Here is a 26,875-nt window from a genome sequence, read left to right on the forward strand (position 1 = left end):
CGCGTTTTCTGAATCGAAAAACGGGGAGCCGATGTCCAGAAACGGACAGTTTCAGTACGACCCCGGACAGCTATCTGACCATTTTTCTAATACGCTTCGTCAGTCCGACGTCAGCAAAGAGCGACTTCGTATTGCTATCCATAACGCACATTTAAATAGCTATTCACAAAAAAAGCACCGCCTTAATAGCGATGCTTTTTGAAGACTACGTAGTGGTTCCTTACTCACTCCGCAGTGATTTCACCGGGTTCATCAACGCGGCTTTCATCGAGCGGTAGCCGACCGTCAGGATCGCGACGAGGAACGTACCCAGGATGGCCAGCGCAAACACGTCGACGCCAATACTAATTTGATCTTTAAAGGTTTGCAACCACCGGCTCATGGCAAACCAGGCCACCGGTACCGCCACAGCAAAAGCAATCAGGATCAGGCGGGTAAACTCCCCGGCAAAGATCCAGATGATCTGTCCTGTGCTGCTGCCCAGCACCTTACGGATGCCGATCTCTTTTGTTTTCTGAGCCGCCATAAACGAGACCAGCCCGTACAGCCCCAGGCAGCCAATGAAGATGGCAATGGCCGCAAACGCCTGAATCAGCCGTAGCATCAGCGTTTCGGTCTCGTAGAATTCAGCAATCTGATCATCGAGAAACTGATAAGAAAACACCTGATCGGGATGCGTCTGACTCCATATGCCATCCAGGGCGGCGAGTGTAGTCTGTGCCGTCGACAGGTCAATTTTTACGGCGTAATACTCATAATTCTTCAGGGCCGTACTGATACACATCGGTGCCATATCCTGGTGGAACGACTTGTCATGGAAATCCCGGACGACGCCTACAATTGGCCCTTCGAACTCACCCCCGTTCAGGCTTACCTTCTTACCAAGCACCAGCGCAGACGACGGCAGATTAAGCTTGCGAACAAACGCTTCATTGACCACAAACTCCCGCACCGAGTCGGCAGGATAGCTATTCCGGCCGGCGACCAGTTGCAGGTCGAACATCGGGATGAACCGATCATCAGCAGCCCGGACGTTGACCGAAAAAGGCTCTTCGTCTGGCCGGTTATCGTAGCGGGGTGAGGTGGTCCAGTTACTGTTCGAGGCGGGAGCAGCCTGGCAAAGCGACACGTTTTTCACGCCAGCCAGCGCCGAGAACCGGTCAGCTACGGCGTGCATCGTCTGCGGTTTGGAGTCGGTTGCCAGCGGCACCATCACCACGGCATCTTTATCGAATCCAACCTCCGACTGCTGGGCGTAACGCATCTGATTGGCAATGACAATGACGCCGATGATCAGGATTTGCGAAATGGCAAACTGCGTGATAATCAACGCACGGCGGGTGTTGAAACCGCCAATTGCCTGCTGCGACAACCGCCCTTTCAGGGCCAGAATCGGCTGGAAACCCGCCAGAATCAGGCCGGGATAAGCACCCGCAAAAAGCGTTACCAGTACTGTCAGGCCCAGCACAAACAGGGGCAACTGCCAGCCAGAAAACAGATTGAGGCTCAGGTGGGCCTTGAACCAGTCATTGACAAACGGCAGCACCGCCAGTGAACACAGCAGGGCAATCAGCAAGGCCGTTGTCGCAATCAGTCCCGTTTCGGTGATAAACTGCCAGAACAACTGCCCCCGAACGCTGCCCAGCACCTTCCGTACGCCCACCTCTTTCGATCGATTCAGCGCCTGTGCCGTGGCCAGGTTCACAAAATTAACGCAGGCAGTAATGATCAGAAACAGGCCGATACAGGCCAGTACCCATAAGTTCGTTTTGGTCATGGCACCGTCGTAGCGGGCGTCGAAATGCACGTCGGCCAGGGGTTGCAGCTTATAGTGGTGTACGTTTTTGTTGGTCGGCCGGTATTGTTTCACATAGGCGGGCATCACGGCTTCAACCTGCTCGGGCGTAATGCCGGAACGCAGGCGCACATAACATTGCATGGCGCTGGTGATACCCCCCCACGAATCGTCACTGGCGAGCCAATCGTCGTATTGTTTCAGCGTATTATACGACACAATGATCTCGGCGCGCTGATCGGTGTTGATGGGTAAATTTTTCAGTACGCCGGTGATGCGCAGGTCGATCTTGTTGTCTATCCGAATGAGCTGATTGATCGGGTCGGCCCCGCCAAAATACTTGTGGGCCATGCGCTCGGTCAGAACGGCCGTGTTGGGTTCGGTGAGAGCGGTAACCTTACTACCGTTGATGAGCGGGTAGTTGAACAGGTCGAAAAAATCCGGCTCGGCAAACGCGATTCCTTCGGGCTCTTTGTACTTAGCGACCTCCCGCCCCTGCTTCACCGTGATCAGCATATCATCGAAAGTAGCGATGCGGGCTACTTTTTCGGCAAAGGTGTGCTCGTTTCGGAACACCTTACCCAACGGCGCAGGTACACTCCGCGAGTAGCTGATCGTTTCGCGATGCTGCTCGGTCACGAAGCGGTAAATTCGGTCCGACTGGGTGTGGAAATTATCGAAACTAAGGTGATAGGTAATGAGCGTGAACAGCAGAATGCCGCAGGTCATGCCCAGTGCCAGACCCGCCACGTTCAGCAACGAGTACGTACTGTTGCGGGTCAGGTTACGGAACGCGATTTTGAGGTAATTGCGAAGCATAGCGGGATGCAGGGATGAAATGTGTTCGTAGTCTTGTTTAGTTTGTTTTCGGCGGCGCACGAAGGGAGGCAGCACCGACACCACGTTGAGCACGTACCTGAGCGTAGCCTGTGTTTGGCCCTTCCGGTCATGCCAGTATGCGTAGAGTTCGTCGAGGTCGCCCTCCACTTCTTCGAGCGTGTCTTCGGGGTGCAGCCGTGTCAGCAGCCAACGTACCCAGCGCGGCGGAGTTGGCTGGGGCTGTGGAGTAGACTCAGGTACGTTCATAAGCTGCTGAGTTGATATGATTGGGGTGGCACCAGTTGCCAGAGTTCCTGCCGGAGTTGCTGAATCTCCTGCAACGCCCGGCTACCCAGGGCCGTAACCCGGAACAGCCGCTTGCGCCGACCACCGCGTTCGGCCGTGGCACCGCCAAGTTCAGATAAAACAAAGCCTTTCTCCTCCAGCCGGATAAGCGTATTGTGCACGGTGCCAAACGTGACCACCCGACCCGTATGTTCTTCCAGTGCCTGACTGACAGATACGCCGTAGCCTTCGCCATCCAGAATGGCCACCATCAGCAGTACTACTTCTTCAAATTCGCCCAGGTACGTTCTGCGCATTATCTCGTTTCGATTAGTCTCTATTTTATCGTACAAATCAGCGACCAAAAACGCCAAACGCCTTAATCTGGCTAATTTGGCGGTTTTTACGCGTTACTCTTAGTGAAAGTTGTCCGCAAATGGACATGATTTTCGGACAGCGGTCAGGCGATAAACGTCAGTACGCTAGCCGCCTGACCGGTCATTTACTCGCTCCGCAAACTTTTTACCGGGTTCATCAGGGCGGCTTTGATGCTCTGGAAACTGATCGTGAGCAGCGCAATAGCCAGCGATAACGTACCGGCGAGGGCAAACATCCACCACCTGATCTCGATCCGGTAGGCGAAATCCTGGAGCCATTGGTTCATGGCCCACCAGGCTACCGGCACCGCAATGACAATGGCAACGATAACCAGTTGGATGAAGTCTTTAGCCAGCAGCCGAATCACGCTGCCCACGCTGGCACCCAACACTTTACGCACGCCAATTTCCCGGGTACGTACCTGCGCCGTAAAGGCAGCCAGCCCAAACAGGCCGAGGCACGAGATCAGAATAGCGATAGACGCGAAGATGGTGAACAACAACCCGGTCCGCTGCTCCGATTTATACAGGTTGTCGAACACCTCATCCAGAAACGAGTACTCGAACGTATAATCGCCGTTGTATTGTTTCCAGGCGCGTTCAACCGTGGCGATTGCCTGGGCGGCGTCTTTCCCGGTGGTTTTCACATACATAGCCCCAGCCTGCTTCGTGTCGTAATAAAAAATGGCGGGCTCAATCTTCTGCCGCATTGAGGCGAAATGGAAATCTTTCACCACGCCGATGATGGTCCCGTTATGCTTCCACAACCGGAACCGTTTCCCGATCGGGTTGTGGATCCGGGCGGCTTTTACAGCGGTCTCGTTCAGGATGAAGTGCAGCGAATCAGCCACGGCACCCGTAAAATTAGCCCCTTGTGCCAGCTTCATGTTGAAAAACGGAATGAAATCCTTGTCGATCGACATGGGCCGCATCATCATGGTTTCGCCCGCCTGTTTACCGTCCCAGGCATTATCGCCGGTTTGGCTACCAAGGTCAACAATGTTGGCGTTCGACCGCGTAACGCCCGCCACACCCGGCTGACTCAGCAGATCGGCTTTCAGCACGTCGTATTGCTTGGTCATGTCGCGCATGAAAAAGGCAAACACATGGTTTTTGTCGTAGCCCAGTTCCTTTGAACGAATATAGTGCAACTGGTTGCTGATGATGAACGTACCTGCGATCAGCATGACCGACACGGCAAACTGAACCACGACCAGTACCTTCCGAAACGACGCCTCGCTGATCCGGTTCGATACCTTCCCTTTCAGTGCTTTCAACGGGTCAAACGAAGACAGCAACACCGCCGGGTAAATGCTCGATGCTACCAGCGTGCCGGCAATGGTGAGGCCAATCACCAGCCAGATCTGGTAACTGGCAAAATCGAGCACCAGCGCCTTGCCTGCCAACTGGTTATACAGCGGCAACAACCCCGCCATCAGCCCCATAGCCAGCCCCGTAGCCAGCGTGAACAGCAATGTGGTCTCGACCAGAAATTGGGTAAATAACTGCGACCGGGCGGCTCCCACAATCTTGCGCATGCTCACCTCTTTCGACCGCAGCAGGGAGCGGGCCGTAGACAGATTGACGTAGTTGATACAGGCAATGACCAGAATCAGCAGGGCCACGACGGCAAACATGCGAATTGTTTCAATGCCGCCCTCGGTGCCGTCGGCCCGGTACAGGTGCATGCTCGGTAAGGGCTGCAACAGATAGGTCAGGTCGGTGTCGTCGGGTTTATTGCGCAGGTGAATGGCCCGCAGTTTATTGGCTACATTCGCAATCGACGCGCCCGGTGGTATCAGCAGGTACGTGTCGTACATGAACTGCGAGAAATCGGTATCCTTGTTTTTCCCGTCCGTATTATTGCCATACATGTTTCTAAAGTGCAGCGACATGGGCAGGAACATGTCGCCGGTGAGAGACGAGTTTTTGGGTAGATCGCGAATAACACCACTCACCGTAAATGCCGTTTTGTCATTGGCAGCCAGCACCTTACCAATCGGATTAGCACTACCGAAATACCGTTTGGCGGTGGTTTCCGTCAGCACGATCGAATTATTATCGGGAAACGGTTTCGCCGGATTTCCCTGAATCAGGTTGAAATCGAAGACCGAGAAAAAAGTCGGGTCGGTAAAAAAGGCGTGCTCTTCGTTAAACACCTTGTCCCGGTAGTTAAACAGCGTGTAGGCGTAGTTATGCGCCAGCCGAACGCCCTCTTTCACTTCGGGAACTTCGCGTTTGGCGAAGCCCGCAATTGGTGCCACCGTAGTTGTCCAGATCTGCCGACTACTGCCGGTTCCCGCCCAGTTTTCGAGCCGGTAAATGGACGACGCCTGTTTATGAAACCGGTCGAAACTCAGTTCGTCCTGCACCCAAAGCAGGATTAGTATGCCCACCGACAGCCCAACGGTCAAGCCCGTGATGTTGATCAGCGAGTAGAATGTATTTTTGAAGAGGTTCCGCCAGGCGGTTCTGATGTAGTTACGTAACATGGTAGAGTCGAAAAAACGTGATTACTCCGGTTGGTCCGGGCGATTCCGGGAATGTGAATACGAATTGTAGTCTATTCAGACCGGAGCGATTTTACGGGATTCATCAGGGCGGCCTTAATGCTTTGGAAGCTGACGGTTAAGAGTGTGACAAGCAACGCACCCGCGCCCGACAGAACGAACACCCACCACGAAATTTCGGTATGGTATTCGTAGCTCATCAGCCAGTTGTGCAGCACGTACCCAGCCAGTGGTGCGGCAATGACAAAGGCGATCACGACCAGCGAAACAAAGTCTTTCGACAGCAGGCTCCACAGGTTCAGCACCGACGCGCCCAGCACTTTCCGAACGCCGATCTCTTTGGTACGCTGTTCGGCCATGAACGAGGCCAGCCCGAACAGACCCAGGCCGGAGATGAAGATGGCCAGCCCGGCAAACAGACCAGCCAGTTGGCCAATGCGTTCTTCGCTCCGAAATTTCTGGTCGTATTCGTTATCCACAAAGGTGTAGTTGAATGGTGCTTCGGGCAGGTGCTCTTTCAATACCTCACCAATCGTAATCAACGATGCCTGTGCCGGGCGCTGCGGATTCAGGCGCATGGTCAAAAACTTGCCGGGCTGCCGGGCAATGAAGAAGACAGACGGCTTCACCGGGTCGTAGGGCGAATCCATCACCATGTCTTTGATCACCCCAATGACGTGGAATCGAACGTTGAACCCATTTCCGTTCCAACTCACCGTTTGGCCAATCACGTCGCGAAGACCCATAAACGCTACCGCCGATTCATTGAGTACCATACCCAGCGAGTCGGAAGCGAGCTGCCGTGAAAAGTCGCGCCCTTTCCTGAACTGCCAGCCCACCGTTTTGCCAAACTCAGCCGATATACCAACAGTGGCAAAGTTGACCTGAAGCGCCGGATCTTTTCCCGCCCAGTCGAAACCACCATTCGTTGACCGCACCTCGGTGAGTGGACTGGCCGACTCCCCTATCTCAAGTATCGCGCCCGATTTGATGAGTTCATTCCGCACCGTCTCGCTGTGTTTGTCATAATCAGGTACGTTGAGCAACAGTGAGATCAGGCCATTGCGGCTGTAGCCAATCGGGCGACTTTTGGCGTATTGGATTTGGCGGTACACCACCAGCGTACCGATGAGCAGCGTAATGGACACCGTGAATTGCAGCACGACCAGTACCCGCCGGGGCGTAGCCACACTAGTACCCAGCCTAAACGGCCCTTTCAGCACGGTAACGGGCCGGAACGAAGACAAATACAGCGCCGGATAACTACCCGCTATGAGGCCCGTCAGCAACGTGAACCCTACGCCCAGCAGCCAGAAAATTGGTGTCTGCCAGGGAATGGAGATGTACTTATCGGCGACCTGGTTGAAGAAGGGCATAGCCAGCCAGACGAGCGTCAGGGCCAACGCATAGGCAATGACAACAACCAGCAGCGATTCACCAAAAAACTGCGTGATCAACTCACTCCGGCGCGATCCGATGGCTTTTCGAATGCCTACCTCTTTCGCCCGATTGATGGAACGGGCCGTGCTCAAATTCATAAAGTTGATGCAGGCCAGCAACAGCACAAACAGCCCGATACAACCGAACAGCCAGACAAACTGAATACGTCCGCCCTCATTCACGCCGTTCTTCCACTCCGAATGCAAATGCCAGCGCGACATAGGAAACAGCGTTACTTCGGGTTTCTGCGCCTCATTGCCCTTACTTTTCCCAACGAGTAACGGCTTGATTTTTGCCGAAACAGCCTCGGCCGTAACCCCCGGAACCAGCTCGACAAAAATCTCGAACGAGGTATTGGTCCAGTCATCGCTGGCTTCCTTCACCCAACCCGTCGAGGCCGCGTATAAGTCCCAGGGAGCAATGAATTGCACATCAGACAGCGTGTTTCCGGCCGGGATATCGGCATAAACGCCCGTTACCTCTACTGTCATCGTATTGTCGATCGCCAGCGTTTTGTGCAGCGGGTTTGTGTTGCCGAACAACGCCGTTGCCACCGACTGCGACAGTAGAATAGACCCGGGTTCCGCCAACCCATCCCGACTCCCTTTCAGCATCGTCAGCGACAGCATATCGGGCGCTTCGGGCGTCATGAATTTCCCACTCTTCGAGAAAACCTGATTACCTGATTTAAGCGTGTGCCAGCTAGTCCACCACGCCAGAACGACGTGCTTGAAATTGTCGCCGTAGGTCGTCCGCAAGCTGGCAGCTACCGGAATCGGCAAGCCCGTTTTGGTGTCGGTTTGGCCGTTAATAGTCCGGTTCCGCATCACCTGCGCAATGCGGTCGTAATGCTGATGGTAGGTATCCACCGACAGTTCATCGTAGATCCAGAGGCCAATCAACATGGCAACGGCCATGCCCACGGCCAACCCACCGACGTTGATGGCAGAATAGACCTTATTGTTGACAAGATTGCGCCAGGCGATTTTGAGGTAATTCCGTAGCATAACTGGCTGAAAAGTGGTTCGTAACTGAGCGTGTAGCTCTATATGGTCAAATGCCCTGCCAGACTACAAAAAGCCTATTTCAGCCACCAATAGCCGTATATCTTACTTTATCCTGTCCAGAAACGGACAGAGACCGTACGCTGACGGACTACAAAGTGTTGTTTAGTTGGTGGTGCTTTGAACGTACCTGACCTGGAATTACGGTGCGTGGCCAGGCATGACAACCCGATTGCCATTCACCAGTACGAATCGCCTTTGAACCTTTTCCTAATAGGATAAAGCCATCATGCTAGCCTACTTTGGGACTCCAAACAAGTCAACATGGCTATTTACTCCAGACGTGCATTTATCGGTAATCTTGGTCTTGGCATCGGCGCCTCGACGCTCTCGCCTACCCTCATGGCGTCGGCCTTCGACACGCCGGAGCAGGCTAAAAAACTGAACGTGGCGGTCTGCGGCCTGGGACGCTACGCCAACGTGTTGAAAAGCGGATTTGCCGCCTCGCGCTATTGCCAGCTCAACGGCGTGATAACGGGCACACCGGCCAAAGCGGCGCAGTGGAAAGCCGAATTTGGCCTGAAAGACAAGAACGTCTACTCGTATCAGCAGCTCGACCAACTGGCCAACAACCCGGATATCGATCTGGTCTACATCACCCTGCCCAACGGGATGCACAAGGAATACACGCTGCGGGTGGCCAAAGCCGGCAAGCACGTGATCGTGGAAAAACCGATGGCATTTACGGAACGCGACTGCCAGGAAATGATTGCCGCCTGCCAGAAAGCGGGCGTACAACTGGCAGTTGGCTACCGACTGCATTACGAACCGCACCATATGGAGATCAAGCGACTCGGGCAGGAAAAGGTATTTGGTCAGGTACGTTTGATTGACGCTGCACTAGGCTACCGGCTGGCGGGCATCCCCGCCGACGACTGGCACCTCAGCAAAGCCATGGCGGGTGGCGGCCCCCTGATGAACCTGGGCGTCTATTGCGTGCAGAGCAGCCGGTATGTACTGGGCGAAGAGCCCATAGCCGTAACCGCGCAATACGGCCCGGTGACGATGCCCGACCGGTTTATCGAGGTGGAGGAGAACATCATGTGGCAACTGTACTTCCCGAGTGGGGCCATCTGCACCTCAGCCACCACCGCCAACTGCAACATCGACCGCTTCTTCGCGACGGCCGACGAAGGTACGTTTGAGCTAAGCCCGGCCCTGAGCTACGGCCCCTTTGCGGGGAAAACCAGCCGGAACGTGTTCAATTTCCCGGTCATCAACCAGCAAGCCGCCCAACTCGACGATATCGCCAGCCACATCCTGAGCAACAAACCGCTCCCATCACACATTTCGGGCGAAGAAGGCCGCAAAGACATGCGCATCATCGAAGCCATCTACCGCGCCGCCAACACCGGCAAGAAGATCATCATTGGCTAGCTGGGTACGTTCAACTCAAAATGATTGGGTAAAATTGGAACTAGGCTTTCTAACCAGTCAAAACCTGGTTTGATCAGCCCTGGCCCGGTAGGAGGATTACAACTGGCCCGCTACAATGAACTCGTTTCCTTTCTTGTCTTTACAAAATAGATCGTAAATACCACGTATCTAGGTCCCTGCGTACGAGGATTTTGAGAACGAATACAAACCCCTACTCGCTCCGTAGTGATTTCACCGGGTCGGTCAGGGCGGCTTTGATGCTTTGGAAGCTGACGGTCAGCAGCGCAATGCCTACGACCAGCAGGCCCGTGAGCGGAAAGAGCCACCACGCGATGTCGATGCGGTAGGCGAAGCTTTGCAACCACTGGCTCATGGCCCACCAGGCTACCGGGCTGGCAATCAGCAGGGCGATACTCACCGGTTTCAAAAAATCGCTGGACAGGAGTGTGACAATGCTGCCGACGGAGGCACCGAGCGCTTTGCGAACGCCGATTTCTTTGGTACGCTGCTGGGCAGAGAAAGTAGCCAGTCCAAACAAGCCCAGACAGGCGATGAAAATGGCTAAACCGGCAAATACGCTCAAAATCGTTTGCTGACGCAGGTCGGTCTGGTATAACTGGTCGAACTGCTGGTCCAGAAAGCGGTACTCAAGCGGGTAAGCCGGTCGCGTTCTGGCATATATCTGTTGGATCATCTCGACGGTAGCCGTCAGGTTGCCGGGTCGCAGCCTGATCAACGCGGCCCGGCGGTCAGGGGATGCCGTAATTACCAGCGGCTCGATAGCTTCTTTCAGGGACAGGAAATTGAAATCTTCCACCACGCCAACAATGGTCCGGTTGGTGCTATCTCGCTGGGTATTCTTGATCCACTTGCCAACGGCCTGCTCCGGGGTCCAGCCCAGCCGAGCCGCCGCTGTCCGGTTAATGAGGGCTGCCTGCGTTGTGTCGGTAGGGTACTGGGGCGACAAATCCCGGCCGGCAATGATCTTCAGACCCAGCGTTTTCACAAAATCGAAATCGGCAAACTCCGATCGGGCTTTCCACCGGTTCGTATGCGCTTCTACGTCGAACATAAGGCCATCAAAGAAGCCGCCGGGTGCGCCCGACATCATCGAAACGGCCTCTATCTGCGTCTGGGCGAGCAGTTCAGCCTTATGATTCAGAACGAAGTTGTAGATATCATCATTATCGATAGGGATAACCAGCGTTTGTGCCTTGTTGTAGCCCAGTTGCTTGTTTTTGAGGTAGCTCATTTGCTGAGTACCGATGGCTGTTCCCAACATGAGCAGTATTGAAATGCTGAATTGAACCACCACCAGCACCTGCCTTAACGAAGTGCCTCCTTTGCCCAGCCGCAGTTTCCCTTTCAACGCCTGGATGGGCGAAAACGCCGCCAGTATGAAGGCCGGATAGCTCCCCGACAGAAACCCGACCACCAGGATGATGCCGATGAGGAACAGCACGATCGGCAGCGCATAAACGGCCAGATTCAGTGGGTAGCCCAGCAGTTGTTTGTAGAAGGGCATCACCAGGATCATCAACCCAACCGAAAGCACGCACGAAAGGGTTGCCAACAGCAGCGACTCGCCGATAAACTGCCATACCAGATGGCCTTTAACGGCACCCAACACCTTGCGAACGCCAATCTCTTTTGACCGGTCTACCGCCCGAACCGTCGACAGGTTCATGAAATTAATGCAAGCCACCAGCAGAATCAGGATCGCGATTGACAGGAAGATGTAGACTGCTTTTCTGTCGCCATGCTTTACGCTGTCGAAGGCCGCGTTTTCAAAGTAAATGTCGGACAGTGGGGTGAGCGACAACTTGAAATGGAAGCCCGCCTGTTTCAGAATCGCCCCCATGTATTTATCCATGAACCGTGGAAAACTACGCTCTACCTGCGCCGCGCTGACCGTTGGGGCAAGCTGCACGTAGGTGTACAGGCCGTTGTTGATCCAGACCGTCATGTAACTCCGGTCTTTGTAGTTTTCCAGCGGCAAAACCAGGTCAAAATCCAGGTGCGAATTGGCAGGTACGTCCTGCGCAATCCCGGTGACTTTAACCGGCAGGTTTTTATCGATCTCAACGATTTTACCCAGGGCGTTATCGACGCTACCAAAGTATTTTTTGGCGGTCGATTCGGTTAGTACCACACTCGCCGGGTCGGTCAGTACCGTGGCCGGATCGCCTTTGAGCAGAGGGAACGAGAAGAACGTGAAGAAGTTAGGATCCACGTCGACGATTTTCCGTTCGTGAAACGATTTGGTCTGGATGGTCACCAGGGCGTCGGTCGGGTTTACGCGGACAGCCTGGGTGATCTGCCCCTTGAAGTCGGTCAACAGGGCGGGCGTATACGGTCCTGACAGGTACGATACGGCAACCTCTTTCCCTTCGTGCTCAATGCCCCGCATAACGCGGTAGATGCTCTTCCCATTTTTGTGGAAATTATCGACGCTGAACTCGTTCATGATGAACAGGAATATCAGCAGGCAAACCGTGATGCCCGTTGACAGTCCCAGCAGGTTGATACCCGAAAAAACCTTGTTCCGGGTCAGGTTGCGGAAGGCGATTTTGATGTAGTTGCGAAGCATAGCAGGGCTAAGGAAAAGAGGTGATCGGTATTGATCGGTATAGCGGCTGGGGGACTTCATCCCAGGTACGTTGGTTGGTTTGGCCAAAGGCCGTAGCAATTTGAGCGCACTCAGGCTGTAGCGCCAGTTGGCCCGCCGACGGCCCTGGGTACGTACCCAGTAATCGTAGAGTTCGAGCAGATCGCCCTGTACCTCCTCGGCCGTATCGGGATGAGCCCACCAGTTCAGCAGGGTTTGCGCCCAGCGCGGTGGGCTGGGTTCCTGTGCGTTTGCAGCCATCGTCAGATTCCCATGAGTTGCAGCGTCTGTGGCGGCAGCGCATCCCATAGTTGCATACGTACCTGCTTCACCTCGGCCAGCGCTTTCCGTCCCGCCGCCGTAACCGTAAAGAATCGCTTCCGCCGACCACCCCGTTCGGCCGTTGCGCCACCCATTTCCGAGGAGAGAAAACGTTTCTCTTCCAGCCGTTGCAGGGTGGTGTGCACTGTGCTGAAGCCAACGGTCCGGCCAGTCTGCTGCTCAATTTCCTGCGTGACGGTGACGCCGTAAGCGCCTTCGTCGAGGATGGCTACGGTAAGCAGCACCACTTCCTCAAACTCGCCAAGAAACGCTCGTTTCATACCCCAATCTATTTTATACGATAATGCCGATCAAATGCGATGCCAGTTTCAGAAAAGTGCTTCAGGTACGTACCTGAGGCACTTTTCAACAAATTCACCTGTCCGATTGTGGACAACCGTTGTCCGCAAATTGGTGGGGGGCTGGGTTTGTGAGTTTCTTGTGTGTATTGCTTTGGCCAGGCCCCAACCCTATCATTCTACCTGCAACGATTTAACGGGGTTCATCAACGCGGCTTTTACGGTCTGGAAGCTGACAGTCAGCAGGGCGATGGCGAGTACACCGACGAAGGGCACTATAAACAGCCAGCCGTTCAGGTCGGCCCGGAAAGCGTAGCTTGCCCGCCAACTGGTAATGGCAAACCAGGCTAGCGGAGCCGCTACAACAAATGAGATGGCAACCAGCGTGGCAAATTCCTGATACAGCAGTTGCAGAATCTCCCCTACCGACGCGCCCAGCACTTTACGAATCCCGATCTCCTTGGTCCGCTGCACGGTGGTGAACGACGCCAGCCCGAACAAACCCAGACACGCCACCAGAATGGCCAGCCCCGTAAAGAAGCCAAATACCTGTCCAAACCGCTGATCGGCGCGGTACTGATCGGCAAAGTGCTGGTCGAGGAAGAAGTACTCGAACGGGTTACCGGGAAAAAACTGGTTCCAGGCCGATTGCAGCGTAGCGATGGTTTTGGCGGATTCGGCCGGTGCCATTTTCACGGAGAAAAAGCCCTGCACATCGGGAATCAGGCGGAGAATAAGCGGCTCGAACGCTTCACGCAATGATTGCTGGTGGAAATTATCGACCACGCCCACGACGGTATAGGTCTTACCCCAAAACTCGATCTCTTTGCCAATGGCGTCGGTCGGGTTCTGAAAACCCAACTGGGCAATGGCCATTTTATTGAAGATGACCGCATTAGGATCAGTGCCGAAGCTTTTGGCGAAGGTGCGGCCAGCTACCAGCTTCAGACCGTAGGCGTTTGTATAGTCATAATCGACGCCGATGACGCGGTATTGCTTGGCCTTACTTTCGTCCTGCCCTTTCAGCCGAATACCGCCCGCGTTCCAGCCTACCGGCTCGCCGGGAATCGAGGTGGAGGCCGTGATGCTCCGAATGGTCGACTGCCGCAGCAACTCGTCTTTAAACGATTTCATCTGGCTCATATACGTCGAATCGTTACGAACAATGGGCGGACGGATCACCAGCGTCTGGTCAATGTTGAGGCCCAGCGTCTGCTCGCGCATGAACTGAATCTGGCTGAACACAGCCATGGTGCCCACCAGCAAAAAGAGCGACGCCCCAAACTGAAACACAACCAGCCCTTTGCGCAGTAAAATTCCCTGCCGCGTATTGACCATCCGCCCTTTGAGCACCACCACTGGCCGGAAACCCGACAGCACGAAAGCAGGGTACACACCCGAGAAGAACGTACCCACCACAAACAGGCCTAGCAACGCCAGCCAGAAGCGCACATTTGCCAGCAACGAAAGCGTCAGATGCTGGCCCGACAGGCTGTTGAACGTTGGAATGGTTACCAGCACCAGAATCAGGGCCAGCAGCACCGCCAGGCCATTAAGCATAAACGATTCAACCATAAACTGCTTCACAAGCTGGCTCCGCTGCGAGCCCACTGCCTTTCGAACGCCCACTTCCTTGGCCCGGTTGATGGCCCGCGCTGTAGCCAGGTTCACGTAATTCACCCAGGCGATGATGACGATAAAAAAGGCGATTCCCAGCAGCAGATAGGTCGTTTTTCCATCGCCATTCGGTTCAGTTTCACCAATGTAGTGCGAATACAGGTGAATGTCGCGCAGGGGTTGTAATGTGTAGATAGCCGCCGAATTATACTTCTTCAGTTCGGCCCCAACCAGTTTGTCGACCACCCTCGGAAACTTCGCCGATAATGCCTGCGGATCGGTGCCGGGGCGCACCAGCAGGTACGTCAGGCAACCGTCCCAGGTCCAGGCCGTTTCGGGGTTGTTATCGGGGCCCATATCTTTTATGTAGGTGGCATATGAGCGCAGCAGGTCGGGTTTTAGATGTGAATTGGCGGGAAAATCCTTGTACACGCCCGTTACCTTCACCGCCTGTTTGCTGTTCACCTGCATGGTTTTACCTAACGGATTAGCACTGCCAAAGAGCTTGTTAGCTACCGTTTCCGAGAGCACGACGGTATTTGGCTCGGTCAGGGCGGTGCGGGCGTCACCAGCAATCAGCGGATAGGAAAACACGGTAAAAAACGCCTTGCTGGCGAAATACACCTTCTCGATTTTCAGTTGCTCACCACCCTGCACCTCAGCCACCACCGACCCGCTGCCAACCACCTTCACATAGTCTTCGATCTCATTGAACGCATCTTTGAACGAGTTCCCAACGGCATAGGCACCCGATACCCACTCGGTACTAAGCTTCCCGGCGTCATACCGATCCTGCCGGACGCGGTAAATACGATCGCCTTTATCGTGAAAATTATCGAAGCTCAGTTCAAACGCAACGTATTGCAAAATGAGCAGGCAGGCCGCCATACCAATAGCCAGCCCAACGAGGTTGATGGCCGAAAATGCCTTGTGGCGCAGCAGGTTCCGCCACGCAATTTTAACATAGTTCTGGAGCATAAGGAAGAGGGGTTTAGGAGCGTGGGGCACGTAGCGCGAAAGCAACCCTACGCTTATTCACTTCGCAATGATTTCACCGGGTCCATCAGGGCGGCTTTGATGCTTTGAAAACTGACCGTTAAGAGCGCGATGGCTATGGCTAACGTACCTGCGATCGCGAACATCCACCACTCAATCTCGATACGGTATTTAAAGTCGAGCAGCCACTGACTCATAGTGTACCAGGCCACAGGCGAGGCGATAAGGATGGCGATCAGCACCAGACGCAGAAAATCTTTGCTCAACAGGGTAATGATATTCGGAACGCTGGCACCCAGCACTTTACGCACCCCAATCTCTTTGGTGCGCTGCTCGGCGGTGAACATCGCCAGCCCGAAGAGGCCGAGGCAAGCAATGAAAATGGCAAGAACAGCGAAGTAATTGGCCAGTTTCCCAATCAGGGTTTCGCTTTTGTACTGCTTCTCGAAACTGTCGTCGGCAAACTGGTAATCGAAGGGATACGCCGGGTTATATTTCTTCGTTAGCTGTTGCAGGCTCGCCAGTGCTTTTTCGGTTTGGCCGGGCCGGGTACGTACCAGCAACGTGCTGCTGTAGGTTGTATCTAATCGGAGAATGAGCGGCTCAATGGCCACGCGCAGCGAGTTGAGATGAAAGTTCTTGACCAGGCCGATGATCTTACCCGGCTTTTGCCAGAATTTCAGGTACTGCCCAACCGGGCTTTTCATACCCATCCGCCGGGCCGCCTCTTCGTTGACGAGGTAATTGGTGCTGTCGGTCACGATGCTTTTCGAGAAATCGCGCCCATCGAGCAGCTTCACTTTCATGGTGTTTAGAAAGTTATAGCTAACCGGCATCTGGGTAAAGAGCGTCTTGTCGGCGGGGTCTTTGCCGGTCCATTCCACCCCGATCGTGGAGTTGCCGATGTCCATCGGATCGGAGCCCGACGCGCTCACATCCTGAATTCCGGGCGATTGCAGCAACTCCTGCTTGAACGATTCGTACTGCTTCGGCAAATCGCCTTCCAGCGCCATATAGATCATGTTTTCGCGATCAAGGCCCAGGTTCTTGGTACGAATAAAATCCACCTGCCGACCGGCAATCAACGTACCGATGATGAGCAGCAGCGATAAGGCAAACTGAAACACCACCAGCCCCTGCCGGAAGAGAACCGCCCCCGCGTTGAACCGCAGCCGTGACGACGGACCGGTACCTTTCAGGATACGCACCGGTTGTAACGACGACAGGAACCAGGCCGGATAACTGCCTGACACAATACCCGTAACCAGGGCCAGTCCCAGCAAGGTTAGCCAGTAAAGTGGGTTGCCGTATTGAATGGCGATCTGCTTCTCGGTCAGGCGGTTAAAGGCGGGGAGCAGTAGTTGCAACAGCACCACGGCGAGCACCATCGCCATGCCCGCTGTAAGTACCGCTTCGCCCACAAACTGCCCGATCAGATATGTCTGTTCTGCACCCACTACTTTCCGAATACCTACTTCCTTGGCGCGTTTGGCCGAGCGGGCGGTGGCCAGGTTCATGAAGTTGATGCAGGCGATGATCAGGATAAAAATAGCCACGATCGTGAACAGCCGCACGTATTCGATGCGCCCACCATCGCGCTGCCCGTTGGTGAATTTCGAGTACAGGTACGTGTCTTCAAACGGAAAAAGGAAGGTGGTTATCGTGGTCACCTCCTTTTTGTGCTGCTGCACCATGTTCAGGATCTTCGCATTCACGCGCTCCAGACTGGCGGTTGGATGCAGCAGCGCAAACGTGCGGATGCCGTTATTATCCCACTTGTTCAGCCACTCGTTTTTTGTTTCGTAGGGGCCAAGCGGCAACACGAAATCAAACTTCAGCGTCGACGTTTCGGGGATGTCGCGCATAACGCCCGTAACCTGCCGATTCTCTTTATTATCAAGCTTTATGATCCGCCCCAGCACATCGGTTTTGCCGAAGAATTTCAGCGCGGCCTTTTCCGAAATAACGATCGACGTTGCCCCCGTAATGGCCGTTCTCGGGTTGCCATGACTGAGCGGGAAGGAGAAAATCTGAAACAGATCGACGCTGGCGTAGCGGCCTTTCTCTTTGTACGCTTTTTCGCCCACAGCCAGCAGGTGTTCCTCCTCCCAGGTGATCTTCACCGTCTTGTCAACCTCGGGAATCTCTGCTTTCAGCGCAGGTGCCAATGGTCCCGGCGTGGCCGACGTGGTGCTGACTTCGTTACCGGTCCACTTCTGGTTTTCGAATACCTGGTAGAGTCGTGGCCCGTTGACGTGGAATTTATTGATGCTCCGTTCGTCTTTCACCCACAGCAAAATCAGCAGGCTGCACGTCATGCCCAGGGCCAGCCCCAGCACGTTGATGAACGAGAAGGTTTTGCTTTTGGCAATGTTACGCCAGGCGATCTTAAGGTAGTTGCGGAACATAACGTTGAGTAAGGGTTGAGGAAAGAGGGTTTAACACAGAGCGGTCCGACGTCTCGGCACAGAGAACGCAGAGTTTTTAGTCCTGATAATCAGCCATTCACTTAAAACAAAAAACTCTGTGCTCTCTGTGCCGAGACGTCGGACCGCTCTGTGTTGAAACCTTTTTTACCAAGACGATTGAGCAGGCAATTCATTACAAGGATGCAGAAATTTGGTTGGGCGTTGCTTACGCGTCGTTTACCCCTAAATCCCCTGAAGGGGACTTGGCTTCGCATAGGAGCGGTGTTGTTGATAAGCAGCGCAAGTCCCCTTCAGGGGATTTAGGGGTAAAGCTTACGCATCACTTCGCTTTCCTGACATAGATGCTGCCCTGCATGGTTTTCATCATCACTTCGGGGCCACCGCTGTTAATTTTTCCATAGACCCAGTCGTCGATCGTGACACGGTACATACCTGACTGGCTTGAGCGAGTGGCTTTGGGTTGGCTCTTGTCAACGTCGATGTCGAAATCGCTGAACAGGTCGCCCATGTCTGATTTTAGTTTCACATTGGCTTTCACCGAAGCCGGAAACGTTACGTCTACTTTGCCATTCAGGGTCGAGAAGGCCATTGGCGTTTTATTATCGACATCCCGGAACGTCGCTACCAGATTGCCGTTGACCGTTTGTGCCACCGCCGATCCGCTGATGTTCGTCAGCTCAATCGCGCCGTTGATATTGCTGATTTCCAGTTCACCCGTCACGTTTTCCACCGTAATATCGCCGTTGTTGATCGTGTGCAGTTTCAGCGAAAACCGTTGCGGCACCTTGATCGTCAGATTCACCGCTTTCTGGTGGCTCCCCGAATGCACCTTTACTGTATTATTCTTTTCCTCGGCCGTTATATCGAAGGAGTTGCCGCCCGAGATACGGCGCATGCCGCCAGTGGTCTGGTCATTGTTCTGATTTCGATTCCGAGCCGACGAGGTTGCGTCGATGACGATATCTTTCCCGGAATAGCCAACTACGTGAATGAAGCCGTTGATCAGGTCAACCTCCAGCGAACCGGCTTTACCGGGATCGGTCAGCGGCACAACGAGTTGCTCTTTTACGTCGTTCTGGGCGCGTAAAGGCGTTGCGGCTACGGCCAGCAATAAGGCAATGAATATGAATGGCTTAGTCATTGGATTCACGATTGTTTTTTGATGTATACATTTCCATTAAACGTCTCGAAGCGAAGCGTTTTGCCGCCATTCCCGATGCGAATGGCCGTTGATTTGTCGAGCTTGTAGACGGTTTTATCGCCTTTCTGCTCCTTGTTTTTCGTCACCTCAACCGGCAGCATGGTCGTTTCGGGGTAATCCGTATAGAACTCGCCCTGAAAGGTTTTGAACCGCAAATCGGCCGACAGGTCGGCTGGGTACGTCATATTGATGTTCCCGTTCAGCGTGTAGTACGACGACTTATCGGGTGGTGTAGCTGTGTAGTTGGCGTCTACGTTGCCATTGATCGTCCGCGCTTCGGTAATACCTCGGGCATTGGTTATTTTGATGGCTCCGTTGATGTTATTTACCTTCAGCGCACCCGCCACATCAGTCACCGTGACGTTGCCCCGGTTGATGGTCGAGACAATCAGGTTCATTTCCTTCGGTACCTTCACCGTAAAATCGAGCGTAAAATCGTACTCGATCCTCCGATCCTCCCGGTCCTTCCAATTGCGCCGGTCTGGCCGCGAATCGAACGGTTCGATGATGTAGGCAAACACGGTATCGCCTTTCTGCTCAAATTGAAGCTTGAATTCCTTTTTGCCCGCCTCCAGCACATCGGCGGTTTTGGCCGTCATCCGCTTGTCGACCTCGAAGGCCACTTTACTGCCCGACGTACCCTCGACTTTAATAAAGCCGTTGACGTTATAAATGGCCAGCACGCTGGCGTTGGCGCTATTCGGCAGGGAAAATTCCTTGCTGATATGCTCCTTATCTTCCGTCGATTGCGCCACCGATTGGGCACAGGAAATCACGAGCCCCATCAGGATGGGGAAGAATAGATTGATCATAAGAAGGGATTGAAAGAGTGAACGAATGTATTGCTTGGGGCTTGGGGAGATTCGCGAGTTGGGTTGCTGACGCTGGGCCCTTCGACTAGGCGTCCCCGACAGGCTCAGGGTGACAATACACATCCAGCATGTGCATGACGGCCTTGGGTGGGAGTGTCACCCTGAGCCTGTCGGGGACGCCTAGTCGAAGGGCCCAGCGTCAGCAACCTAGCTAGCGAAGCCACCCCAAGCCCACCGCCTCACGACAGTTGCCGGATCGTTTTTTCCAGTTTGGTTTTCACCAGTTCATTGGTGCCCGGTTGTTTTAATAGTTGCCGGAGTGGTTTCAGCGAGCGTTTTTCCTGCAACTTCACCATCACGTCGGCCAGGGCTACCTGCACCAGCGGCGACTCCTGCCGGGTTAATGATTGCACCAGTCCTTCCCGAACCCGGGCGTCAGTAGCCATATCGGCCAGGGCTTCGAGCGTCACCAACCGTACGTTCACGTTTGGGTCGTTATTCAGCGTCATCAGCAGCGCATCGATCACATGCGCGTCTGCATCGTCAATCTCTTTCGTGTAGCTCACCGCCCGCAGCCGCTCCGTGGCCGACGGGTTTTCGAGTAACGAAAGCATCATCATCTGGCGCATCTCCTGCACCTGTGCCGTCAGCGTGTCGACCCGCTGCTGGTAGGCGACTTCCGGCGTTCGCTGGCGCTGTGCCCAGAAACCAACCAATATACCAGCCCCCAGTAGCAGTATACTGTAGGCAAGGCGCATAGCCAACTTCGGCGAAAACTGCGCTTTTAGCCACACCAACCTAGCAGACCACTTGCTCGTCAACGTACCTGAGTGCGCTTCTTTTTCGTCGGCCTCGAATTGATTGAGCATGGTGTAGAATTGGGTACGTACCTGGGGGCTGGGAGTAAGCGTAGGTACGTTGCCTAGCTGCTGCCAGAGTTGCCGACTGGTTGCCAGTTCCTGCTGACAGGCGGGGCAACCGGCCAGATGCCCTTCAATGACCGCCCGCTCGGCTGTCGACAGGTCGTCGGTCAGCCAGCCCGGCAGGTGGCTGATCAGCACGTCGCAGGTAATGGGTTTATCGTTCGTATTCACTGTTCAGATAGATCTTCTTTAACTCGTTCATGGCCCGATGCACACGAACTTTGATGGCCCCTTCCGTAGTGTCCAGAATCCGGGCAATTTCGTCGTACTTTAATTCCTGATACCGGCTCATTACCAGCACCTCCCGATGATCGGCACTCAACCTACTCAACGCTTCCTGTACCATTGCCACCTCCTGTTCTTTATGCAGCGACTCATCGGCCAACGTACCTCCGCCAATTCGGTCCGCATAGGTCTGCACATCGTACTGTTGCGCCGACCGTTTGTTCTGCTTCGCCTGGTCGATCAGCACGTTGCGGGCCAGGTGGTACATCCAGGTTCTGAACTCGCCCTCGCCGGTGAAGGTGTGGCGGTATTTCAGCATCCGGTAAAACACCGTTTGTACCATGTCTTCACTGGCGTCGGCGTGGCTGCTCATGTGGTACAGGAATCCGAACAGTTCGCGATGGTACCGCTCGAAAAGCAACCCCATCCGGCTCAGATCGCCCGATTTAACCTTGAGCATCAGTGCATTGTCCGTCAGCGAATTCAAGCGTGTATAGGGTGGTGTTTAGGAATCTGACGTGGAAACCGCCGAAGTTGGGGAAGGTTACAGCAGATTATGACTTATTTTTCGGGAAACCGTGGCGATCAATATATCAGGGCTTTCTCGTACAATTGCTGACGCATGGCCCTTCGACAAGCTCAGGGTGACAATGCACATCCAGCATGTGAATGCTAAACTTGAGTGGGAGTGTCACCCTGAGCCTGTCGGGGACGCCTAGTCGAAGGGCCTAGTGCAAAAGCAATTTTCGACTAATTCCCTACAAAGCAATTTTATGAGAAAGCCCTAATCAATCCATAAAATCAGGAAGCCGGTTCTATCCATATACGGTCGACTACCACTAACTCCTATGATGATCGACGCGCTCAGTCAGGCAGCCTTACGGCTACGTCAGCAAATCAGCTACTTTGCTCCGCTAACCGATGACGAGTGGAATGCGCTGGTTCCGTACCTGTCCATCACCACATTCCGAAAGCATCAATGCCTGATTCAACAGGGCGAAATGGCCAGTCAACTGGCTTTCGTCCTCGATGGATTGTTCCGTCAGTTTTATATGAAAGATGGCGACGAACGAACGACGTACTTTTTCCTTGACGACCAGTTGGTGGGTGCCTACATGAGCTGCGTGACCAGTCAGCCATCGCTGGTGACCATCGAAGCCCTCAGCGACAGTACCTGTCTTGCGTTCCCCTACACGGCGCTAACTACGCTGTTCAGTCAGTATGATGGCTGGCAACTGTTTGGCCGACGGTTTGCCGAGTACATCATGGTTTCGCTGGAAGAGCGGATGGTGGGCCTGCTGACGCGTAGCCCCGAAGAACGCTACCTGGATCTGCTGACCGGTACCCAACGAGCGCTTCTCCAGCAGGTTCCGCAACATTATATCGCCAACTACCTGGGCATTACGCCCGTCAGCCTGAGTCGGATTCGTAATCGCGTTAGCCAGAAGTGAGTTTTAACCGGATCAATGACAGCCCGCGTCGTTCTTATCTTATGTTATCGTTTCGGGGATGGGCCAGCCGGTAGCTTTGTAGCATACAAACACACAAACAAACAAAGTTATGTCGACGCTCACAGTAGCCCCAACAAAAGCTGCCTCTCCAGCAACCCTATCAACCGCTAATGCAGGTGCCGTTATCACCCGGGAAGTTATACTACCCGGTGTGGTCGAGCCAGCCGGATTTGTTCTTCAGAACCGCACGCTCGACGCCCCGGGAGCCGGTCAGGCTCTCATTCAGGTAGAAGCCTCCGGTATCGCCTTTGCCGAACAGTCGATGCGCCGGGGTCGGTACCCAGGCCAACCCGCGTTTCCGTTCGTGCCCGGCTACGACCTGGTGGGTATAGTGGCGGCGGTTGGTCCTGATGTTGACCCCTCACTGATCGGCAAACGGGTGGCTGCGTTAACCAAAACCGGGGGCTGGGCCAGCTATGCGCTGCTATCGGCTGATATCCTGTTGCCCGTTCCGGACGGCATTGACCCGGCCGAAGCTGAAACGCTGGTGGTGAATGGCATCACGGCCTGGCAGATGCTCCACCGCGACGCCAAGATTCAGCGCGGACAAACCATTCTGGTACACGGTGCCAACGGCGGAGTGGGGACCATCTTGGTACAACTGGCCCTGCATGCGGGCGTCCGGGTCATTGGCACGGCATCGCCCCGCCATCACGACACGCTGCGGGCGCAGGGCGTGGAGCCCGTTGACTACAATGATCCTAATCTGGCCCAACGCCTTCGGCAACTGGCCCCCGACGGCATCGATGCCGCGTTTGACAATGTAGGCGGAAAAAGTGCCGCCATGTCGTTCGGGCTGCTGAAGCGCGGGGGTACGCTGGTCTGTTGCGCCATTGCTTCGGCCAAAAATGGCAAAGATTCAGTTGTGCTGAAATTCATTGGGCTAGTGGCGCAGGTAGTCTGGTACAACATCATGCCCAACGGTCGCAAAGCCACATTCTATAACATCTGGGGTGGTAAAGGCGGCAAAACCTTCCAACCCCGCATGGAAGAAGATTTTACTCAGTTGATGGACTTGCTCGCCCGTGGCGTGGTGGTACCTAAAATCGCCGCTCGGTTTTCGCTGGAACAGATTCGCGAGGCAATGGAGCTGGCTGAATCCCGGACGGCTTACGGCAAAGTGATTCTACTTCCTACCCATAAAAAGTAGTGTTCACTGGTTCTTTTTAAAGCGACAAGGCCACCAACTCACCGGGGTGGCCTATGGCGCCAACGGCTACCACGATGTACTGTTTGCCGTTCACCGAATACGTCATTGGTAAACCAGCCTGATTGGCGGGTAGAGTGAGTTCGGATACGATAGCGCCGGTGGCTTTGTCGTAGGCTCTGAACTTGTTGCCGCCCCCGCCATCAGAGCCGTACAGGCCCGCGCCTTCGCCGGCAAATAGCAGGGTTTTGGTCACCAGCATGCCCACCCGATCGGGCAATCCGGTGCGGGGAATCGTCAGGCCTTTCAGCGCAGGTACGTTGGTAACCCAACTCGGCGTGTCAGCATTGGCGACCATCCATTTATGGTTGCCCGTATTCAGGTCAATAGCCGTAATTCGTCCGTAAGGCGGTTTTACGAGCGGTAATCCATACGGACCAATGCGGGCGTTACCCATGTAGGCGACGTAATCCATATCCGACAGATCGGGGGCCGCTTCCAGACTCATGGGCCGGATAACCGTACTCGACGATACGTAGAGCATGCCCGTTTCCGGGTCCACCACGCCGCCCTGCCAGTTGGCCCCACCCACGGCATCGGGGAGTTGCAACGTACCCAGGTTGTGGGACGGATTATACATGCTGACAGGCGTAAAGAGTGGTCCTTTTTTATAGTTGCTGACGATTTTCAGTGCTGCCTTTTTGATTTCGGGCGTAAAATCAACCAGGATATCATCGGAATAGCCCTGCCGGTCGAAGGCGGCAGGTTTGGTGGGAAACGGCTGCGTGGGCGAGGTCCATTCGCCTTTCACGTCGCTTTTCGGAACGGGCCGCTCTTCGATGGGCCAGACGGGTTTGCCGGTCACCCGGTCGAAGACGAAGGCAAATGCCTGCTTGGTAACCTGCACCACCGCTTTTATGGGTTTACCATCCACCCGAATGTCGGCCAGGATGGGCGGGGCGGGTAGGTCGTAATCCCAGATGTCGTGGTGGATAAGCTGGTAATGCCAGACCTTTTTGCCCGTTTTCACGTCCAGACAAACCAGGCTCTGCGAGTAGAGATTGTTGCCGGGTCGGTGGCCACCGTAAAAATCACCCGTGGCGGCTTCGAGTGGCAGGTACACATAACCCAACTCCGGGTCGGCCGTCAGGGGTGCCCAGGCGGCGGTGTTGCCGGTGTAGCGCCAGCTTTCTTTTTCCCAGGTTTCATTCCCGGCTTCGCCCTGCTGCGGGATGGTATGGAAAATCCACAGGCGCTTGCCGGTTTTCACGTCGTAACCCATGATATCGCCCCGCGCCTGATTTTTAGAAACGGGAGCCAGACCAACTGGAAACGACGCGCCCATGATAATCACATCATTGACGATAATGGGCGGCGACGTGGAGCCAATCGTGGTCGTCAGCGGGTCGACCGACTGGTCCAGGCCTTTCTTCAGATCAACCACCCCGCTCTCACCAAAATCGGGGATCGGCTGTCCGGTTTTCGCGTTCAGGGCCACCAGTTGAAAACTGGGCGTGATGTAAATGACCCGATCGGGACCCTTGTCGGGCGATGTCCAATAGGCTACCCCACGCCCTGAATTCTGACGGGGTACGTAGGTTTTTCGCGCTCCTTCGTCGAACCGGAATGTCCAGAGCGTTTCCCCCGTTTCGGCGTCGATGGCGGCCACCGTCCGGCTCAGACCGGCGGTTGTAAACAGCACCCCATTGACCATCAGGGGCGTCGACTTGAAATAAAACTCGGGGCTGGGGCCAAAATTGTCGGTTTTCCACCGCCAGGCGACCTTCAGGTTTTTAGCGTTCTCTTTATTGATCTGCGCCAGCGGTGAGTAGTTCGAACTGGCATAATCGCCCCGATGCTGCCGCCAGTCGCCTTCGATCGTGGTCGGTTTCGCGTTGTAGGGCGCGGGCGTAAACCGCATGCTGACCCGCGAGGATATGGGCGGTGGCGTACCCATCTGCATCCGCGCCAATCGGGCTTTATCGGACGCTAACGGCTGCTCGCCCGCCGGAAATCCGTTGGTATTGAGGATGAAGGCGACCAGCGCGGTATACGAGGCATTGTCCAACGAATGTGGATTTGTTTTCGGCATGGTCGACCGGGTCAGCTCAAACAGTTGCCCCAGCGATTTGCCGCTCCATTTGGCCACAAACCGGTCGCCCATCAGCGCATTCCCGCCCTCGGTTCCGCGCAGATCACGCCCGTGGCATGACACGCAATGGGTGGTAAATAAAACGCCGCCCTGTTCAGCCTGCTTCTTCGTGAATACCCCGGCGTTGGCGGTTACCATTTCCTTTTGATTGACACGCTGTTGTGCGGATACGTCCGAATAAGCAAGCAGACAGATGGTCGCAATGCCAGCGAGTAGGTGAAAGCTTTTCATGGTGATTCGGTAGGGTCTGTTAAGCGTGAGTTATAGTCCCACGGTGGTATTGCTTTCGCGTGTCCCTTCGACAGGCTCAGGGTGACAATTTCACCCACGTTCTTCATTCACATTCTTGAGTGTCCTGTCACCCTGAGCCTGTCGAAGGGACACGCGAAAGCAATACCACCGTGGGACTCGCCCATATTCACGTTAAAAAAGCAGGATCTTTCTGTATCTCCCCACCGCCAGGCCCTGCTCGCCCATTTATGGACGGTGACTGTCCGAAATCGTACAGGCAACGTACCTGACATAAGCGTTGAGACGTACCCAGCGTACATTTCAGCGTTTGGCATTCCATTTGTTTAGCAAAACTATAACTAATCAATCCTGACCGATTATAACCATGCGAAGGGCCTTTCTGGGAGAGTTTGAAGAGATTGTACTACTGGTCGTAGCGGCTTGCCCTACCGAAGCCTATGGCGTAAATATCTGGGAAGAGGTACAGCAGCAAACGGGTCGGTCGATCACCATGAGCGCCGTGCATACGACGTTGTATCGGCTGGAAGAAAAAGGCTTTCTATCGTCGCGGATGGGTGGTGCTACCGCCGAACGGGGTGGTCGCCGGAAACGCTTCTTCGCCCTGACACCCCTGAGCGTTCGGGCTTTGCAGGACATTCAGGAAGTACGGAACCGCCTTTGGCAGGCTATTCCGCACGACAAGTTTCAACTCATTGTCGGCTGACTCAGCCACGTA

17 protein-coding genes are annotated in these 26,875 nt (G+C 54.6%); 4 read left to right on the plus strand and 13 right to left on the minus strand.

Annotated elements, in window-relative coordinates:
• Nucleotides 1-220: 220 nt before the first annotated feature.
• The 4 genes from ACFE8Q_RS16720 to ACFE8Q_RS16735 form a co-directional block, all read right to left on the minus strand.
• A complete protein-coding gene (locus ACFE8Q_RS16720; RefSeq protein WP_375446554.1) occupies nt 221-2,881 on the minus strand; it encodes an ABC transporter permease in 2,661 nt (886 codons plus the stop codon).
• Complete coding sequence (locus tag ACFE8Q_RS16725) at nt 2,878-3,216, minus strand: PadR family transcriptional regulator (protein ID WP_375446555.1); 339 nt, start codon at nt 3,214-3,216, stop codon at nt 2,878-2,880. Before ACFE8Q_RS16725 ends, ACFE8Q_RS16720 begins: the two co-directional genes overlap by 4 nt.
• Nucleotides 3,217-3,401: 185 nt before the next feature.
• A complete protein-coding gene (locus tag ACFE8Q_RS16730) occupies nt 3,402-5,768 on the minus strand; it encodes an ABC transporter permease (RefSeq protein WP_375446556.1) in 2,367 nt (788 codons plus the stop codon).
• A 71-nt stretch (nt 5,769-5,839) separates the two neighbouring features.
• Nucleotides 5,840-8,233 (minus strand): ABC transporter permease, encoded by a 2,394-nt coding sequence (locus tag ACFE8Q_RS16735; protein ID WP_375446557.1) that lies wholly within the window; start codon nt 8,231-8,233, stop codon nt 5,840-5,842.
• A 321-nt stretch (nt 8,234-8,554) separates the two neighbouring features.
• Here ACFE8Q_RS16735 and ACFE8Q_RS16740 point away from each other — a divergent pair, with 321 nt between their 5' ends.
• Nucleotides 8,555-9,667, plus strand: coding sequence for a Gfo/Idh/MocA family protein (locus ACFE8Q_RS16740; RefSeq protein WP_375446558.1), 1,113 nt, complete (start codon nt 8,555-8,557; stop codon nt 9,665-9,667).
• Nucleotides 9,668-9,878: 211 nt separating this feature from the next.
• On the opposite strand, the gene ACFE8Q_RS16745 is transcribed toward ACFE8Q_RS16740, so the two are convergent.
• From ACFE8Q_RS16745 to ACFE8Q_RS16780, 8 genes are all read right to left on the minus strand, one after another.
• Nucleotides 9,879-12,536 carry an ABC transporter permease gene (locus tag ACFE8Q_RS16745; protein ID WP_375446559.1) on the minus strand — a complete coding sequence of 886 codons (2,658 nt, stop codon included), beginning with the start codon at nt 12,534-12,536 and terminating at the stop codon, nt 9,879-9,881.
• A 2-nt stretch (nt 12,537-12,538) separates the two neighbouring features.
• A complete protein-coding gene (locus ACFE8Q_RS16750) occupies nt 12,539-12,877 on the minus strand; it encodes a PadR family transcriptional regulator (protein ID WP_375446560.1) in 339 nt (112 codons plus the stop codon).
• Between the two features lie 192 nt (nt 12,878-13,069).
• Nucleotides 13,070-15,490: an ABC transporter permease gene (locus ACFE8Q_RS16755; RefSeq protein ID WP_375446561.1), complete on the minus strand. Its 2,421-nt coding sequence runs from the start codon at nt 15,488-15,490 to the stop codon at nt 13,070-13,072.
• A 53-nt stretch (nt 15,491-15,543) separates the two neighbouring features.
• Nucleotides 15,544-17,916: an ABC transporter permease gene (locus ACFE8Q_RS16760; protein WP_375446562.1), complete on the minus strand. Its 2,373-nt coding sequence runs from the start codon at nt 17,914-17,916 to the stop codon at nt 15,544-15,546.
• Nucleotides 17,917-18,256: 340 nt separating this feature from the next.
• Nucleotides 18,257-19,078, minus strand: coding sequence for a DUF4097 domain-containing protein (locus tag ACFE8Q_RS16765; RefSeq protein WP_375446563.1), 822 nt, complete (start codon nt 19,076-19,078; stop codon nt 18,257-18,259).
• A gap of 5 nt (nt 19,079-19,083) precedes the next feature.
• Entirely contained in the window at nt 19,084-19,950 is an 867-nt protein-coding gene (locus ACFE8Q_RS16770; protein ID WP_375446564.1) for a DUF4097 domain-containing protein, read from the minus strand.
• Nucleotides 19,951-20,189: 239 nt separating this feature from the next.
• Complete coding sequence (locus tag ACFE8Q_RS16775) at nt 20,190-21,044, minus strand: zf-HC2 domain-containing protein (protein ID WP_375446565.1); 855 nt, start codon at nt 21,042-21,044, stop codon at nt 20,190-20,192.
• Entirely contained in the window at nt 21,028-21,558 is a 531-nt protein-coding gene (locus ACFE8Q_RS16780; protein ID WP_375446600.1) for an RNA polymerase sigma factor, read from the minus strand. The genes ACFE8Q_RS16775 and ACFE8Q_RS16780 overlap by 17 nt, the downstream gene beginning before the upstream one ends.
• Before the next feature lie 388 nt (nt 21,559-21,946).
• Here ACFE8Q_RS16780 and ACFE8Q_RS16785 point away from each other — a divergent pair, with 388 nt between their 5' ends.
• A complete protein-coding gene (locus ACFE8Q_RS16785) occupies nt 21,947-22,549 on the plus strand; it encodes a Crp/Fnr family transcriptional regulator (protein ID WP_375446566.1) in 603 nt (200 codons plus the stop codon).
• Between the two features lie 109 nt (nt 22,550-22,658).
• Nucleotides 22,659-23,759 carry a medium chain dehydrogenase/reductase family protein gene (locus ACFE8Q_RS16790; protein ID WP_375446567.1) on the plus strand — a complete coding sequence of 367 codons (1,101 nt, stop codon included), beginning with the start codon at nt 22,659-22,661 and terminating at the stop codon, nt 23,757-23,759.
• A gap of 16 nt (nt 23,760-23,775) precedes the next feature.
• Here ACFE8Q_RS16790 and ACFE8Q_RS16795 read toward each other — a convergent pair whose 3' ends face one another.
• Complete coding sequence (locus tag ACFE8Q_RS16795) at nt 23,776-26,139, minus strand: PQQ-binding-like beta-propeller repeat protein (protein ID WP_375446568.1); 2,364 nt, start codon at nt 26,137-26,139, stop codon at nt 23,776-23,778.
• 385 nt (nt 26,140-26,524) lie between these two features.
• On the opposite strand from ACFE8Q_RS16795, the gene ACFE8Q_RS16800 reads away from it, so the two are divergent.
• Nucleotides 26,525-26,863 (plus strand): PadR family transcriptional regulator, encoded by a 339-nt coding sequence (locus tag ACFE8Q_RS16800; protein WP_375446569.1) that lies wholly within the window; start codon nt 26,525-26,527, stop codon nt 26,861-26,863.
• Nucleotides 26,864-26,875 lie beyond the last annotated feature (12 nt).

Origin of the sequence: uncultured Fibrella sp., assembly GCF_964250085.1 — a bacterium.
In the GTDB taxonomy this organism is placed as follows: domain Bacteria; phylum Bacteroidota; class Bacteroidia; order Cytophagales; family Spirosomataceae; genus Fibrella.